Raw genomic sequence first — 15,919 nt, 5'->3', positions numbered from 1 at the left:
GGATAAATAATGAAGAAGATTTTGCGAAGTAGTGTGCAAATTTAAAATTAGTGATAGTTTTTTGCAATAAGAAAACAATTGCATTTATATTTAATGTATGATAATATTTTGAATATAAATTAATATTTTAAATTAGGATAGTGATTGCTTGGCAAGCTAAACCTACATAAAATTAATTACAATATATAGATTGTATTATAATTAATTTTGTGTAGGTATTTTTTATTTGGAGGTGATAATGTGATTATTGATAAAATATTAAATAATAATGTTATTGTAATTTTAGGTAAAAACAATGAAGAACAGATTGTTATGGGAAGAGGTATAGCATTCAAGAAACGTGTTGGGGATGAAATAGATGAAAGTATGATTGATAAGGTATTTACTTTATCTGATAAAAGTATGGCTAACAAGTTAACTGAATTGTTAAAAGAATTGCCTATAGAATATGTTGATCTTGCAGATGAAATTATTAAGTATGCAAAACTTCAACTAGGAAAAAGGTTAAATGAAAATTTAATTATTTCCTTAAGCGATCATATACAGACTGCAGTGGAAAGACACTTAGAAGGAATAACGGTAAAAAATGTTTTATTATGGGATATAAAAAGATTCTATAAAGATGAGTTTGCCATAGGTCTAGAAGCATTAAAAATAATTGAAAGAAAAATAAAAGTAGATTTACCAGAAGATGAGGCTGGATTTATAGCAACACATATTGCAAATAGTTTAATGGATGAAAGTTTATCTAATATGTATGATATAACGAAGGTTATGCAAGAAATAATAAATATAGTTAAATACAATTTAGGAATTACTTTCGATGAAGAATCGGTGTATTTCTATAGATTTATAACTCATATAAAATTCTTTGCACAAAGACTTATAGCAGGAAAAACTTATGATGATGAAAATGATGATAATTTATTAGATATGATTAAAGTAAAATATCAAGATTCATATAAATGTGTCAATAAAATTAGTGAGTTTATTTATAAAAAGTATGATTATATAATTTCCAATGAAGAGAAATTATATTTAACAATTCATATAGCTAGAATTTTAAATAAACAAACTAGTTAATATATTATTATAAAAATTTTAGTAGGAAAGAGGGGCTTTAGCAGTTTATCAAAAGAAAAATTAATGTTTGTTTTAGGTGGTAACATTAAGTTGGCTAAACAATAGAAAAACAGATATTCGTTTTGGGTGGTGACATTAGGTTGGCCAAACCTTCATATTTCATATTTACTTAAGAAATGAATTGATGGAGGTATTAAAAATGGGAAAATATGAACAATTAGCAAAAGATATTATTAAAAATGTTGGTGGAAAGGAAAATATAAATAGCTTAACTCATTGTATAACTAGATTGCGTTTTCAATTAAAAGATGAATCCAAGGCTAATGATACTGTTTTAAAGAATATGGATGGTGTTGTTACAGTAATGAAATCAGCTGGACAATATCAAGTTGTTATTGGTAACCATGTATCTAAGGTTTATGAAGATGTTTGTAAACTAGCAGGTATATCTTCTGAAAGTGAAGTGAAGAGTGAAGATAATAAAGATAAGAAAGTATTTGATAAAGTTATTGATATTATTTCTGGTATTTTCCAGCCGATTTTAGGTGTGTTAACTGCAGCAGGTATAATCAAGGGATTCCTTGCTTTAGCTAGTGCATTAGCTTGGATTACACCAGAGAGTGGAACTTATATAGTTTTAAATGCAATTGGTGATGCAATGTTTATGTATCTACCAGTTATGTTAGGTTATACATCAGCAAAGAAGTTTGGATTAATGCCATTTGTTGGTTTGTTGATTGGATTAGCATTATGTTATCCATCAATACAACAAGGCACATTATCAGCAACCATGGAACCATTATATACATTGTTTGAAGGAACAACATTTGCTTCACCGGTATATATAGAGTTTTTAGGATTACCTATTATTGCTATGAATTATACTTCAACAGTAATACCAGTAATCTTAGTATGCTATGTTGCAGCTAAATTCCAAAAATTATTCGATAAGATAGTTCCAGAGTTAGTTAAATATTTCTTTGTACCAATGTTAACATTAATATTTTCGTTAGTATTAGGTTTCCTAGTGGTTGGACCAATAGCTACTTATATGGCTACAATAATAGCTAATGTTGTAGTGGCTATACGTGGATTCTCACCTCTATTATCAGGAGCAATCCTTGGAGGATTTGGTCAAATATTCGTTATTTTTGGTCTTCATTGGGGGCTTGTTCCTATTTATATGAACAATGTAGTAACATTAGGTTACGATAATGTTATGATGCCTGTATTTGCAACAACTTTTGCAACAACTGCTGTTGTAATAGCTATAATGATTAAGACAAAGGATAAAAAGATAAAGAACTTATGCCTTCCAGCAGCTATTTCGGGAATATTTGGTATTACAGAACCAGCTATTTATGGAATATTATTACCACTTAAGAAGCCATTTATTATAAGTTGTATTGCATCAGGGATAGCAGGGGCATATTATGGATTTGCTGATTTAAGAGAGTATATTATGGGGGGAACAGGTATATTTGAGTTCCCATCATTCATAGATCCAGCAACAAATAGTATGGATAGTCTTATAGTTGCTGTAATTGGTGTTATTGTAGCTATGGCTCTTGCATTTGCTTTAACTATGATCTTCTTTAAAGATAAAAAAGAAGATGAAGTAGAAGCAGAAGAAAATAAAAAAGATGTAATTAAATCAAATTTAGAAAAAGAAGTGTTAAGAATGCCAATAGAAGGAACGGTAGTACAATTGAAAGATGTATCAGATGATGCATTTGCGGAAGGAGCGCTTGGAAAAGGGCTAGCTATAAAACCATCTAAAGGTATAGTTAAATCACCAGTAAAAGGAACTGTTACAACTTTATTTCCAACATATCATGCTATTGGATTAACTAGTGAGTCAGGAATAGAACTTTTAATTCATGTTGGAATGAATACAGTTAATTTACAAGGTAATCATTTTAGCCCTAAAGTAAATCAAGGTGATATTGTTGAAATTGGTGATGAGCTACTTGAATTTGATATAAAGGCAATTGAAGAAGAAGGTTATTCTACTATAACACCTATAGTTGTTACAAATCATGATCAATATTTTGATGTTATAGAAAGTGGATTAACTGAAAATAGCAAAGATTTTCTAACAGTTATTTTTTAAAAGGTAGGTTAGTGAAATGAAGAAAGAAAGATTTCCAAAGAATTTTTTATGGGGTGGAGCAACTGCTGCTAATCAATGTGAAGGTGGTTACAATGAAGGTGGAAGAGGTTTAGCTAATGTAGATGTAATTCCATATGGAGAAGATCGTTTTTCTGTAATGGATGGATCAATGAAGATGTTAGAATTTGATGATAAACATTATTATCCAGCAAAAGAAAGTATTGATATGTATCATAGATTTAAAGAAGATATAGCTTTATTTGCAGAGATGGGATTTAAGGTATATCGTATGAGTATCGGATGGAGTCGTATTTTCCCAAATGGTGATGAAGAAACTCCAAATGAAGAAGGATTGAAATTCTATGAAGATATATTTAAAGAATGTAAAAAGCAAGGAATAGAACCTCTAGTAACAATTACCCACTTTGATTGTCCAATTCACTTAATAAAGAAGTATGGTGGATGGAGAAATAGAAAGCTTATAGGTTTCTATGAAAATTTATGTAATGTAATATTTAGACGTTATAAGGGGTTAGTAAAGCACTGGATAACATTTAATGAAATTAATATGATATTACATTTACCATTTATGGGAGCAGGACTATTAAAGGAAGAAGGAGAAAATTTTGAGCAGGCACAATATCAGGCTATTCATCATGAACTAGTTGCCAGTGCTATTGCTACTAAAATTGCCCATGAAGTTGATCCTAACAATAAGGTAGGTTGTATGCTTGCAGCTGGAAGTACTTATCCAAATACTTGTAATCCTAATGATGTATGGAAGGCATATAGAAATGATAGAGAAGGATATTTCTTTATAGATGTTCAAGCAAGAGGATATTACCCTAACTATGCCATAAAAGAGATGGAACGCAAAGGAATTATGCCAATAATGGAGGAGGAAGATAAGGAATTACTTAAGAATAATACTGTAGACTTTATTTCCTTATCCTACTATAACACTGCATTAACAAGTGCAGACCCAGAAGTAAATAAGTTAACACAAGGGAATGTATTCCCAACTTTAAGAAATCCTTATCTACAAGAAAGTGAATGGGGATGGCAAATAGATCCATTAGGATTCCGTATTACATTAAATAGTTTATATGATCGTTATCAAAAGCCATTATTTATTGCAGAAAATGGATTAGGAGCAATAGATATTATAGATGAGAACGGAAAAATAAACGATGATTATCGTATAAATTACTTAAGAGAGCATATAAAAGCCATGAGAGATGCTATAGATGTAGATGGCGTTGATATATTTGGATATACCACTTGGGGATGTATTGATTTAGTAAGTGCATCTACAGGAGAAATGAAAAAGCGTTATGGATTTATACATGTAGATAAAGATAATGATGGGAATGGTACTTTAAAAAGAACTAAGAAAAAATCTTTTGATTGGTATAAGAAGGTTATAGAAACTAATGGTGAGGATTTAGAGTAAAGATATTTATAGGATAAAGATGGTAATATCCTATTGTTATAAAAGATATATATGAGTATATATTATTATATGTTCATATAGGTTAAAAATCATCTCTATTATTTACAATATTTTAAATTTGCTATTAAATATTAAAAGCAGAAGTTCATTAATTTGGATTTCTGCTTTTATATTTACTTAAATTTTACTATTAAGAGGATTTTAAGGAGGACTTAAGCAAATATTAAGAAGTTATTTGTATAATTATTTATGTATGTGTGAGGTATTAAAAAACATAATTAAATAGATTTATATATGTATTGATACATAGGGGGATAATGTATGAATGAGTTGAAAAGTTTAATATTAGCATTAGTCTTACTTACAATATTAATAAGTATTGTAATGAGAATTAGCTATAAGGAAGAAGAAAAAATTAGAGTGCAGCACAACATATTTGGATATATGTTTATGATTTATTTAATAATTGCATTAGCAGAAGTTGTTGGTTTCCCATCAATAAGTGAATGGAGAAGATTATCTGGACTTAATGAAGTTATATTTAATCCTAATATAAATTTAATACCTTTTAAGGATGGATTTGATATTTCAGGTATATTAAATATAATTTTCTTTATGCCTTTTGGATTTTTATTACCTACCTTATGGAAGAAGTATAGAAGTTTCTTAAACACATTATCATATGGAATAATATTTTCTTTCATAATAGAAATAGGACAACTTTTTACTAAGAATAGGGCAACAGATATTAATGATTTAATAATGAATACATTAGGTACAATTATTGGATGGATTATATTTAATTCTTTAAGAAAAGTATTTAGCAAGTTAACTAGAAAAACAGTTGTAGATACTAAGGATTTTGAAAGTAAGATTATTAGATTAGAACCATATTTATATGTTTTTATAGCAATAATAAGCGTATTTATAATATAAGGAGAATTGTAATAAAATGTGAAGCATTTTAGTAATGAAAGAATGAAAGAATTAAAAAATGAAAGAATGTCTAAAAAAATCCTTACAGATTTTTTTAAGAAAATCTGTAAAACAAAAGAGATTTTGCGTTGCAAAACCTCTTCCTTCATTTTTTCATTCTTTCATTTCTTAATTTTTTCATTTCAAAATGCTTCGTATTTTAAAACTTACTCTTTAACCTTACCAAGGGCAAAGAATCCTATTACAAATAGAACTATAAGACTTAGAATTCCATTTCTTGTTTGCCCTGTTGCTTGTGTTATTACTGCAACTAAGAAGGGACCAATTATTGCTGCAAATTTCCCAAAGATATTATAGAATCCAAAGAATTCATTTGCATTTTCTTTAGGTACCATTTTACCAAAGAAGGATCTTGAAATTGCCTGTATTCCACCTTGAGCAGATCCAACAGCCATTGCAAGTATCCAGAAGCCAAGGGCAGTTGTAATAAAGTATCCATAAATACAAATTATGATATAAGTAATTATTCCTACATAAAGAAGTTTTTTAGCCCCAACTTTTTCTGCAAGTCTTCCATAAAGAATTGTAAAAGGAAAGGCTACAAATTGTGTTAATAATAATATTATAAGTAATGATACCATTGATATTCCAAGGTCTGTTCCATAGGATGAAGCCATTCCGATTATTGTATCAACTCCGTCTATATAGAAGAAGTATGCTATTAGGAAAACAAATATATTCTTATGACTTTTTATAGCTTTTAATGTTTTAAGTAGTCTTTCAAAGGATTTCTTAATAGGTTCCTTTTCAGGTTCTATATAATAAACTTGATTAACATTTTTCAATATTGGAATAGTAAATACAAGCCACCAAACAGCTGTTATTAAGAAGGTTATCTTACAAGCTAATGGTAGTGATATAGGTATTATCTCCATTTGAGAAAGTAAAACTACTGCAATAGATATTATAAAAGGTATAGTACTTCCTATATATCCAAGAGCAAAACCTGCTGAAGATACCTTGTCCATTCTTTCTTTAGTAGTTACATCTACTAAAAAGGCATCATAAAATATGTTTGTACCTGAAAATCCAACTAAGGCAAATCCATAACAAATAAGTAGTAGTATAGGATTATTTGCTGGAACAAAAGCAAGTAGTGTAGTAGCTAACACTCCAACACTAAAGAAGGTCTTAAAGAATTTTTTCTTATTACCTTTATAATCTGCTATTGTACCTAAAATTGGTGCAAGCATTGATACAACCAGTGTAGATAGGGATATAGTATATCCCCATAGTGCAGTTGAGTTAGAAGAAGACATTCCACCAGCCTCAGCTACAGATTTAAAATACATTGGAAGGACAGATGAAGTAATAGTCATTGAGTAAGCCGAGTTAGCCCAATCATATAGGGCCCAGCTTAATTCTTGTTTAGTTAAACTTTTCATAATTTCCCCCTTTTTTTAGAATTAGCAATTGTTATAGAGATTCAATAGGATGAGTTTAAAAGTAAAAATACTGTTTTTAGATTTGTTTTCAAATTATGTTTCTTTCGAAAGTTTCTTTAAATATCACTTTCAATAACTCAGATGGAATCTGTTGATTATGAAAGATTTGTAACATTCCTTTTGGTGTTATCTTATATTCTGATAATTCATCTTTGTGAAGAATAACAGCTTCTGCTTGAATATTAATATGATCTTTAAATGGAATAAAGCGAACAACTTTATCATCTACATAAAATGAAGGTAATTTGGCCCATAATTTTTCATTGATATTTTTAGAAGTACTTTCATAAATAAGTTTATATAACATTTCGAATCTTTCTTTAGTTAGATATTCAAAACTCTCTAAATAATTATAAATATCTTCTTTCATTATTCACCTCATATATTTTAAATAATAAAATTAAAACCTATATATGGAAATAAGCTTAATGTACTATATTTCGGTAAGTCAATTGAGTCTATTAGTATCAAGTATATTAAAAAGCACTTCATCCATTTAAGATAATTAAAGTTCATAATATAATAATTAGTAATATTATTTTTTTGTATTCTTCAAAGACCATGTAATATTTGCAATTATTAAACCAAATACTAGCCCAAAACCTGTGCCACTTATTGAGAAAAAGGTGTTATGCCTCATAATTATTGAAAAAATAACACCAACTAGGGAACCAATTATCATTCCAGTAACAAGGTATTTAGAAAGTATATCATCTTTATTATTCAATTGAATTCCTCCTATAGGTAAATAATATAGGTTATATATTATTTATTTTTGCATTTATATAAAGTGCATGATTATAGGTCTAGAATTCTATCTTCAGAAACCCCATCTACATTTCCAAAGTTAAGATCTAATAGTTTTGCAAGAGTAGGTCCATGATTTATTAGCTTGCCACCATCAATCTCAATTCCCTTTTTTATTCCACAGCCATATGCCATAAAGAAGGTATTGTAATTATCCTTATTTGGGTGATAGCCATGGGTAGCTTTAGTTCTATGAGATACATTTCCGACTTCATTTTCAGGAACTTTTTCTACAAATTCACCTAAGGCTTCATCTATAAAGTAATAGCCAAGAGAACCTTCTACCATAAAGCTACAATTAGGATCTGCTCCTTCTTTTTCTGCTTCTTTGCCATTTAAAATAAATTCTATAGGTGAATCTTTAGAGTTTAGAACAGTATCTAAGAGTTTTTTAACCTTATTATATGTTTCAGTATCATTTTTATCTTTTAAGTAGACATAAGAAGATCCATCACAAGTTTTTGCAACTGCTTTATAATTAGTGATTTTACCTTTTGAATCTACTGATAAAAGATTATTTTCCCTAAATAGTGAATTTAATCTAATCATGTAATCACCATCTAAGGCACTGTGATCTCCAAGAGTAACAATAGTGCTTTCTTCAAAGATATTTGCTTCCTTTAAAGATTCTATTATTTCTCCAAGTCTTTCATTATGTCTTATTAAAGCATCATTAGCTTCCTTGCTATCATAGCCATGATAATGTCTATTAGTATCAACATCAGTATAATGAATAAGTAATAAATTAGGCTTATATTTAGATATAGTATATTTAGCTGACTCATGAACAAAGTTATCAAGCTCAGGTTGAGCCAAGCCTTTTCTTAAATAGCCAAATTTTTTATTTAAATCTAGTTGATAAGAAAGACTACCTGATAGGGCAGACATAACTAATTGATTTTGCCAAGGCTTAGGAGCAAAGATTTCAGTTAAGTTATATTTTATCTTACTTCGTCCAGAGACTGGCCATAGTAGGGAGGCTGTAGTTAAGCCTTTTTCTATTGCTAAATCATAGAGAGTTTTACTTTTAATATATTTTCTGTACCAATACCAATTTGGGTTAAGGTCAGAAAATTTATTTAGAGTGTTATTAACTATTCCATGATTTTTAGGATATAATCCAGTCATTATAGTTGCATGAGCTGGATATGTTAAGGTAGGGTAAACACTTTTAACATTGGTGATTAAGCTACCATTATCTATTAGATATTTAAAATTACTTAAATTCTTTAATTTTGAAACATCCTCTGAAGACACAGCATCAAAGGAAATAATTATTAAATGTTTAGTTTTCAATTCTTTCGCCATCCTTATAAAAATTGGTCTATATGTTAATTATACCGAATTGTTAAATGAAATAGAATATCAGTTATGTAATAATAATGTTAAAATAAGTTAATTATATTAAATTATGCAGGAGTCTTTAACATATTATGCTCAGTCGACCTCGCAAGCTCCAAGTCGACCTACGCACAATATGTTAAAGACTCCTTTTGAGTAATTTAAACTTGGGGATGCATGCCTATTAAAGGAAGAAATTCAGAGAAGCTGAATTTCAATAAAATTTAATGTTACACTCTGAATATATTAAGTGGCTAGAACTTCTTTTTCAACGGTTTCGGTTTTGAGGTGCAAAACTTAAAATCACATCAAATTTCACATTAAAATTCATACAATTCTAAAGTGCGATAAAAGCTAGATTTAGAGTTGCTTTTTATAAAAACACATACAAATTCACAAGTAAATTCACACCGCTAATAAATTTATTAACAGTACGGATTTTAATGTGATTTTTCAAGTGAAAAGTCAGTTTACTAAAGAATAAATGGAAGATGTTTGAAGATGATGTTATAATACTGTTAAATAAATATTTCGCAATAGTATTATATTTTGAATTTAAATATGAAACATAACCTTTAATCTAAGGAAATATTTTATTAAAAAAGATAGAGGTTTTTATAAATTAGGTATCACAAAAATATAAATTACTGGGGGTAAAAGATGAAAAAAATATTGGCTTTAATTATTATATTGAGTACCTTAATTATTAATGGATGTACTAAAAATGAAAATTTTACAATAAAATATGAAGAATTTACAGATGAACAAATGGAAATATTATCTCTAACTGGAAATAGAGCGTTTAAATATGAGTTAAAAAACTTACCTACAGATAAAAGTTATGAACTAAATGTAGTATATGAAGTTTATAAAAATAAAGAAAAAGTAAGCGAAGAGACTCTATTAGGTATGGCATATGGACCAACAGAGGATAAGATAGAAGATACTAATATATCACTAAGTATACAAGAAAATAAAATAAGAATAATGTTTGATGGGGCATATAGTAATTTAGACATAGAAGAAGATATGTTTAAATTAGCAAATTATTATTTTAATGGAGCTAGAAAATTTAATATAGGAGATGAAGTGTATTTATTTCATAGTAATGATGGTGGGTACGGTTTAACAATGGAAAGACTAGGATTTTTATCAAAAGAAGAGTTAGATAGCTTACTTGAGAAAAATGAAGAGAATTCTTTTATAAAATTGGTGTGCGAAGAAATAAAAAAATAAGTTTAAAATTTTAAACTAATGCGAATTAAAAAGGTCGGGCATATGCTCGACCTTTCTTTTGGCTATTTTGCTGTGATTTATATTGTGAAAGTGCTTGTGATTTTTATTGTGAAAAACTTTTTGCACCTCAAAACAGAACCCGTTGACTCCTTTTTGTAGCCGTTTATTTTATGGAACATATTATATTTATATTTGCCGTTATATTCAAATCTTAAAACATATACTGTAATATACTATCTAAAGTAAAATTTCAGGGGATAAAGGATTACTTAGATTTGCTAATGAATAGGCAGGTTAGTAAGAGACTTTATAAGTTATTAAATGTAGCTAGATTAGTAGAGAAACAATAAGATTTGTAGAAATATTAGAGCGGGGTGGTATGAAAATGAGTAGGGATAATTGTAAACCCTTTGCTGGTGGAGAAGTACCTTCTTGTAGTGAGTTTTAGGTAATAGCAATCCAATAATTAAAGATGGAGAATTAATTTTTAGAAATAATAATAGATTATTTTTCTTTATAAGCACAAATTCAGCAATTAATAATACAAATATTAACTGTTCATTTGGAAATTCAAATGTTGAAACAAACCTGCAAATTAGTTTGACTACATATTTAATTGGGATATATATTAATGAAGTAGAGCTTGGAAATATTCAGCATTCATCAAAGAATATTATTCATAATGATGAGGCAGCTAATAACTTTATTAAAGAAACCTTTGAAAATATGCCTAAAGTAACAGTTGATTATACGCCATCTTTAAATATGGTTATATCCAACCATAATGCTATTCTTCCACTTTATACAAATACAATAAATATTTCTCCATTAAATTACTATATATTGTTTATATTAAATAGGTTAGAACAGGATCCTGGATTATTCTTTGGAAATAATGCTTATGTAAGTGATGACCCAATTAATTTTAGTCTGGCAGCCTTAGCATTAATATTCTCACTGTAATATGAGATAATCTTGGATTAGTTTTATTACTACTATCAGCTTTAGAATTAATATAGCCCTTTTAATATGAGATAACCTTGTATTACTTCAATTATTTCTAGGAGCTTTAGAATTAAGATTTCTATTTTAATATGAGAAACCCTGTCTTATCTCCATTATTGGTTAGGAATTTTAATATTGAGATTCCCATTTAGATAAAATAAGGAGTTAAAAATAATTAATTTAAGTAATAATATGATATATTGGTTTTAAGAATACTAATGAAAATTTATGGAGGAAAAATGTCAAAAATATTAATAGTAGAAGATGAAAAGCAAATTAGCAAGGTTATGAAATTATATTTAGAAAAGGAAGGATATAATATAGAACTAGCTAGTGACGGTAAGATAGCAGAAGAATTAATAGAAAATAATATATATGACTTAGTAATCCTTGATATAATGATGCCTTACAAGGATGGATGGTATCTTTTAAAGAAGGTTAAGTCTTTAAATAAGATGACTCAGGTAATTATAACTAGTGCTAGAGGAGAAGAGGAAGATAGGATTTTTGGACTTGAACTTGGAGCAGATGATTATATGGTAAAGCCTATTAGTATGAGGGAGCTTGTGCTAAGAGTTTCTTTAAGATTAAAAAGTACATTAAAAGAAATTGAAAGTGAAATTAATATAGGAAAGTTAAATATTGATGAGAATAATAGAAGAGTATTTGAAAAAGGTGAGGAAGTAATATTAACACCTAAGGAATATGAACTAATGATATTTTTTGTTAAGAATAAGAATAGAGTTTTCTCAAGGGAAGATTTGATTTTAAAGGTATGGGGATATGACTTCTTTGGAGATACAAGAACTGTTGATACTCATATAAAGAAACTTAGAGAAAAGATAGAAGTTTTTAGAGATAATTTAAAAACTATATGGAGGGTAGGCTATAGCCTTACAGTTGAAGATGAATAAGATTAGTAAAAGAATTATCAAATACATGGTACTTATAAACATAGTTGTAATCTTAGTAGGATTTATTTTAACATCATCTATATTGCCGAAAATCTACATAAATAATGAGTATTCAGACTTAGAAATTGCAAGCGAGTATGTTTTAGAAGCAGCTAAGAATAATACTGTCATTGATTTAACTGATATATATGCTGTGTTAGTTAATGATGGATCAGTTAAGAATATGTGTAGGACAATGAGTAGGGGACAAGGCTCAGGGGGTAACAATTCAAGTGGTGGAATGGGACATATGGGCAAAATGGGAATGATGAATCATAGTAAAAATATAGATTTTGCAAGTGTTAAGAATAAGGATATTTTTAAAGATAATGATGGTAATACTTATATTGGTATAAAAAAATCGTCAGACTATGGAGATATAGTAGTGTACAAGGATTATGAAGAAATTAGATCTCTAATTAAAAGTGTTAATTTAATAATTGTAGCTATATTTATTTTTTCACTAGTATTATCAATTATTATTGCTTTTTATTTAGGTGAAAAATTTACTAAGCCAATAATTGCTTTGCAAAAAAGAGCAGATAACATATCTAAAGGTATTTATGAAAATACCTTAGAAGTAACTACTAATGATGAGATTGAGGAATTAAATAAGAGCATTAATAAAATGTCAGAAGAACTTAAAATAAAGGACACTATGCAAAGAGAGTTTATTAGTAATGTAAGTCATGATTTAAAAACTCCTTTAAGTGTTATTAGAGCTAATAGTGAAGTAATAAAGGATGGTCTAGTAGAAGGGGAAGAGGTAGTAGATTATGCTACTAATATTATTGAGGAAGTAGATATTTTATCAAGTTTAGTAGGAGAAATATTAGTACTAAGTAAGCTTAGAGAAAATAAAAGTACTATACACCTTGCTGATACAAACCTTGTAGATTTTATCAATGAAAGCTACTATAAATTAAAAAATATAGTAAGTATAAATAAAAATTTAGTTCTTAAAAATGAATTAGAAGACAGCAATTATTATATTAAAATAGATAGCAATTACTTATATAGAGTTTTGACTAATTTTATTACTAATGCTATAAAATATTCTAAAAGTACTAGAGATGAGATAACTTTTGGAATTAAAAATATAGATAATGGAGTAGAAATTTATGTTAGAGATTATGGAATAGGTATAGATGAAGAATCCTTAAAAAATATATGGGATAGATATTATAAGGGAGATAAGAGTGGTGGAATGGGCCTTGGATTAGCAATTTCCAAAGAAATAATTATGGCACATGGATTTTTATATGGTGTTAGAAGCAAGTTAGGTGAGGGAAGCGAGTTTTATTTTATAGTTCCTAATAAATTAATTAAAAAAATATAACTTTTCACAAATTCATCACAAATTCATCATTATCTTATGAAAAGTAATAGTTATTATATAGGTATAAGTTATTGAGGAGGTATAGTAACTATGAAAAAACTATTTTTATCAATTGCAATAATTTCTGCACTTACTGTTGGAGTTGGGGCTATAGTTGCTTCAGCAGAAACAAATGAAGGAAATTTAGGTTATGGAAAATCTACTATTAATGAAATAGAAGATAATGTAGAAAATGATTATTGGGGAAATCCTAATTGTGAATATTATAATGAAAAGTATGATGGAGTAAATGGAAGATACGGAAAAGGAAATAACTCAAGAATGGGTAGAGGCAGATGTGGTGGCTCTGGCGATGGTATGATGAGAAATAGGGGAAGCCTGTAGGGTGCTGGCGCACAATTAATAACTAATAATTAATGAATAAACACATTTATGAGTAAAAAATGAATGAAGTAACTGGTTTGAAATTACTTCATTCATAATATAAAATTTTATTAAAGGAGAGTATCTAGTTTTGTGTAAAAACAAAACTAGATACTCTCTCTTTTATTATTGATATCACTTTTGTGTGACAGAACCATATAATTTGAATATTAATTACAATTTTAATTTATTATATATTAATTACAGTTTAAATTTAGATACTAATTCATTAAGTTCACTAGATAAATCAGACTGAGATTTAGATAAATCAATCATTAGTGATATAGCATTATTAGTATCATTAATACTATCTTTTACATTGGTAACATTGCTAGATGAATTTTGTGACATAGAAGCTAAGGAGTGAACAGCATTACTTAGCTCATTCATTGTAGCTGAAACTTCTTCAGACATAGAGGCTATATTTTCACTCATTTCCCTAATAAACATTCCATCTTTCTCATACTTATCACCAACATTTATAAAGTTATTAAATTCTTTCATTATTTCATCATCAATAAAGTGAAGTAGGTTATTGCTACTATCTGTAATATTATTAAATGCTGTTTTTACCTCATTTATAGTATTCTTCACATTTTGAACAGAAGATTTAGATTGTTCAGCAAGCATTCTAACTTCTTCTGCAACTACTGCAAATCCCTTTCCTTGTTCTCCAGCACGAGCAGCCTCTATTGCTGCATTTAAAGCTAGAAGGTTTGTTTGTTCAGCAATTGCTTCAATAGAATTTGCCATACTCACTATTTCATTAACAACTCTTCCTTTTTCTATTGATATCTTTATATCATTTTCAAAGCTTTTATAAATATTACTTGTATTATTAATTACATATTCAGTATTATCTTTAATTTTAGTAGATCTTTTTTCTATTTTTTCTGCATTTATGTTACCGTCAGTAGCTTTTTCAGAAAGTACTTCTATACTTGAAGTTACTTCTAGTATAGAGGCAGATAATTCTTCTGTTATAGCACTAGTTTCCTCAACTGTAGAGCTGATTTCTAATGAGGAGTCATTAATTTGATCGAATTTACAAGTAACTTCGTTAATAGCAGTAGATAAATCTTCACTAGAAGAATTAACCTTGTCACTACTATTAATTACTGAGGTTATTATATTTCTTAAATTTTCTTGAGCTATATTTAATGAAGTTGCAATTTCACCAAACTCATCTTTATGTTTTATATTTATATTTTCAGATAAGTCATATTTTGCTAATCTATTTGATAAAGTCAGTATTTTCTTTATTGATTTTGATATTCTAGAGGTTATCCTTGTTGCAAATATTAATGCAATTATTAATGATAGAACTAGCACTATAGTTGTAATTTTAACTGAAGAATTATATGTTTCTTTATTCTTTATAAGAGAATCTTCAGCCCAACGATTATTCAATCCTATTAGTTTATCTAACTTAAAAGTAAGATTTTCTCTTAGAGTATCAAGGTCTTCAATATAATTAGAAGCTTCATCTATTGTATTATCTTCAACTAAGGCTATAATTTTATCTGAGACTTCTTCGATATCTTTTAGGATTGAAACTATTTCATCAAATCTTTCCTTATTTTCATTTGAAGTAATAGATTTGCCATATAAATATATTAGCTGAGTGTTTCTGTTATTGTTATTTGCGATATTTTGTATTATTTCTTTTCTCTCAGAAACATCTTTAGTATTAATTAATAGCTTACTGCTAAGATAATTATATGT

General features: G+C 28.1%; 14 protein-coding genes. 9 read left to right on the top strand and 5 right to left on the bottom strand.

The features are described 5' to 3' along the window. Window positions 1–240 precede the first annotated feature (240 nt). The 4 genes from licT (at window position 241) to E6248_RS05775 (ending at window position 5,585) form a co-directional block, all read left to right on the top strand. Window positions 241–1,083 (top strand): BglG family transcription antiterminator LicT, encoded by an 843-nt coding sequence (gene licT / locus E6248_RS05790; RefSeq protein WP_316339868.1) that lies wholly within the window; start codon window positions 241–243, stop codon window positions 1,081–1,083. Window positions 1,084–1,282: 199 nt separating this feature from the next. Beyond that, on the top strand, window positions 1,283–3,196 hold the full coding sequence (locus E6248_RS05785; protein ID WP_316339867.1) for a beta-glucoside-specific PTS transporter subunit IIABC: 1,914 nt from the start codon (window positions 1,283–1,285) through the stop codon (window positions 3,194–3,196). A gap of 16 nt (window positions 3,197–3,212) precedes the next feature. Continuing rightward, window positions 3,213–4,649, top strand: a complete 1,437-nt coding sequence (locus tag E6248_RS05780) for a 6-phospho-beta-glucosidase (RefSeq protein ID WP_316339866.1) — start codon at window positions 3,213–3,215, stop codon at window positions 4,647–4,649. Window positions 4,650–4,970: 321 nt separating this feature from the next. Next, a complete protein-coding gene (locus E6248_RS05775) occupies window positions 4,971–5,585 on the top strand; it encodes a VanZ family protein (RefSeq protein ID WP_316339865.1) in 615 nt (204 codons plus the stop codon). A gap of 206 nt (window positions 5,586–5,791) precedes the next feature. Here E6248_RS05775 and E6248_RS05770 read toward each other — a convergent pair whose 3' ends face one another. The 4 genes from E6248_RS05770 to E6248_RS05755 form a co-directional block, all read right to left on the bottom strand. Further along, window positions 5,792–7,030, bottom strand: coding sequence for an MFS transporter (locus E6248_RS05770; protein ID WP_316339864.1), 1,239 nt, complete (start codon window positions 7,028–7,030; stop codon window positions 5,792–5,794). Between the two features lie 88 nt (window positions 7,031–7,118). Further along, on the bottom strand, window positions 7,119–7,460 hold the full coding sequence (locus E6248_RS05765; RefSeq protein ID WP_316339863.1) for a DUF1801 domain-containing protein: 342 nt from the start codon (window positions 7,458–7,460) through the stop codon (window positions 7,119–7,121). A 165-nt stretch (window positions 7,461–7,625) separates the two neighbouring features. Further along, window positions 7,626–7,817 carry a hypothetical protein gene (locus E6248_RS05760; RefSeq protein WP_316339862.1) on the bottom strand — a complete coding sequence of 64 codons (192 nt, stop codon included), beginning with the start codon at window positions 7,815–7,817 and terminating at the stop codon, window positions 7,626–7,628. Between the two features lie 71 nt (window positions 7,818–7,888). Then, window positions 7,889–9,193, bottom strand: a complete 1,305-nt coding sequence (locus E6248_RS05755; RefSeq protein ID WP_316339861.1) for an ectonucleotide pyrophosphatase/phosphodiesterase — start codon at window positions 9,191–9,193, stop codon at window positions 7,889–7,891. A 705-nt stretch (window positions 9,194–9,898) separates the two neighbouring features. Here E6248_RS05755 and E6248_RS05750 point away from each other — a divergent pair. The 5 genes from E6248_RS05750 to E6248_RS05730 all read left to right on the top strand — a co-directional run bounded on the left by E6248_RS05750 (window position 9,899) and on the right by E6248_RS05730 (window position 14,155). After that, window positions 9,899–10,474 (top strand): hypothetical protein, encoded by a 576-nt coding sequence (locus E6248_RS05750; protein ID WP_316339860.1) that lies wholly within the window; start codon window positions 9,899–9,901, stop codon window positions 10,472–10,474. Between the two features lie 600 nt (window positions 10,475–11,074). Then, entirely contained in the window at window positions 11,075–11,437 is a 363-nt protein-coding gene (locus E6248_RS05745) for a hypothetical protein (protein ID WP_316339859.1), read from the top strand. 281 nt (window positions 11,438–11,718) lie between these two features. Beyond that, window positions 11,719–12,393: a response regulator transcription factor gene (locus tag E6248_RS05740; protein ID WP_316339858.1), complete on the top strand. Its 675-nt coding sequence runs from the start codon at window positions 11,719–11,721 to the stop codon at window positions 12,391–12,393. Then, window positions 12,386–13,771, top strand: coding sequence for a HAMP domain-containing sensor histidine kinase (locus E6248_RS05735; RefSeq protein ID WP_316339869.1), 1,386 nt, complete (start codon window positions 12,386–12,388; stop codon window positions 13,769–13,771). Before E6248_RS05740 ends, E6248_RS05735 begins: the two co-directional genes overlap by 8 nt. Window positions 13,772–13,861: 90 nt before the next feature. Continuing rightward, window positions 13,862–14,155 (top strand): hypothetical protein, encoded by a 294-nt coding sequence (locus tag E6248_RS05730; protein WP_316339857.1) that lies wholly within the window; start codon window positions 13,862–13,864, stop codon window positions 14,153–14,155. A 240-nt stretch (window positions 14,156–14,395) separates the two neighbouring features. On the opposite strand, the gene E6248_RS05725 is transcribed toward E6248_RS05730, so the two are convergent. Further along, window positions 14,396–15,919: methyl-accepting chemotaxis protein (locus E6248_RS05725; RefSeq protein WP_316339856.1), on the bottom strand; the 1,524-nt coding region annotated here is incomplete at its 5' end.

The sequence above is a fragment of the Clostridium sp. genome, from assembly GCF_032552055.1.
Taxonomy (GTDB): domain Bacteria; phylum Bacillota; class Clostridia; order Clostridiales; family Clostridiaceae; genus Clostridium.
The sequence above is the reverse complement of the archived record's forward strand: the minus strand, read 5'-3'. Positions and strand labels throughout refer to the sequence as shown.

What these genes read in the sequence shown, in the direction of transcription:
- E6248_RS05740 (WP_316339858.1), top strand. Translation starts at nt 11,719, where the DNA reads ATGTCAAAAATATTAATAGTAGAAGATGAAAAGCAAATTAGCAAGGTT.
- E6248_RS05770 (WP_316339864.1), bottom strand. Translation starts at nt 7,030, where the DNA reads ATGAAAAGTTTAACTAAACAAGAATTAAGCTGGGCCCTATATGATTGG.
- E6248_RS05785 (WP_316339867.1), top strand. Translation starts at nt 1,283, where the DNA reads ATGGGAAAATATGAACAATTAGCAAAAGATATTATTAAAAATGTTGGT.
- E6248_RS05735 (WP_316339869.1), top strand. Translation starts at nt 12,386, where the DNA reads ATGAATAAGATTAGTAAAAGAATTATCAAATACATGGTACTTATAAAC.
- E6248_RS05730 (WP_316339857.1), top strand. Translation starts at nt 13,862, where the DNA reads ATGAAAAAACTATTTTTATCAATTGCAATAATTTCTGCACTTACTGTT.
- E6248_RS05775 (WP_316339865.1), top strand. Translation starts at nt 4,971, where the DNA reads ATGAATGAGTTGAAAAGTTTAATATTAGCATTAGTCTTACTTACAATA.
- E6248_RS05750 (WP_316339860.1), top strand. Translation starts at nt 9,899, where the DNA reads ATGAAAAAAATATTGGCTTTAATTATTATATTGAGTACCTTAATTATT.
- E6248_RS05780 (WP_316339866.1), top strand. Translation starts at nt 3,213, where the DNA reads ATGAAGAAAGAAAGATTTCCAAAGAATTTTTTATGGGGTGGAGCAACT.
- E6248_RS05765 (WP_316339863.1), bottom strand. Translation starts at nt 7,460, where the DNA reads ATGAAAGAAGATATTTATAATTATTTAGAGAGTTTTGAATATCTAACT.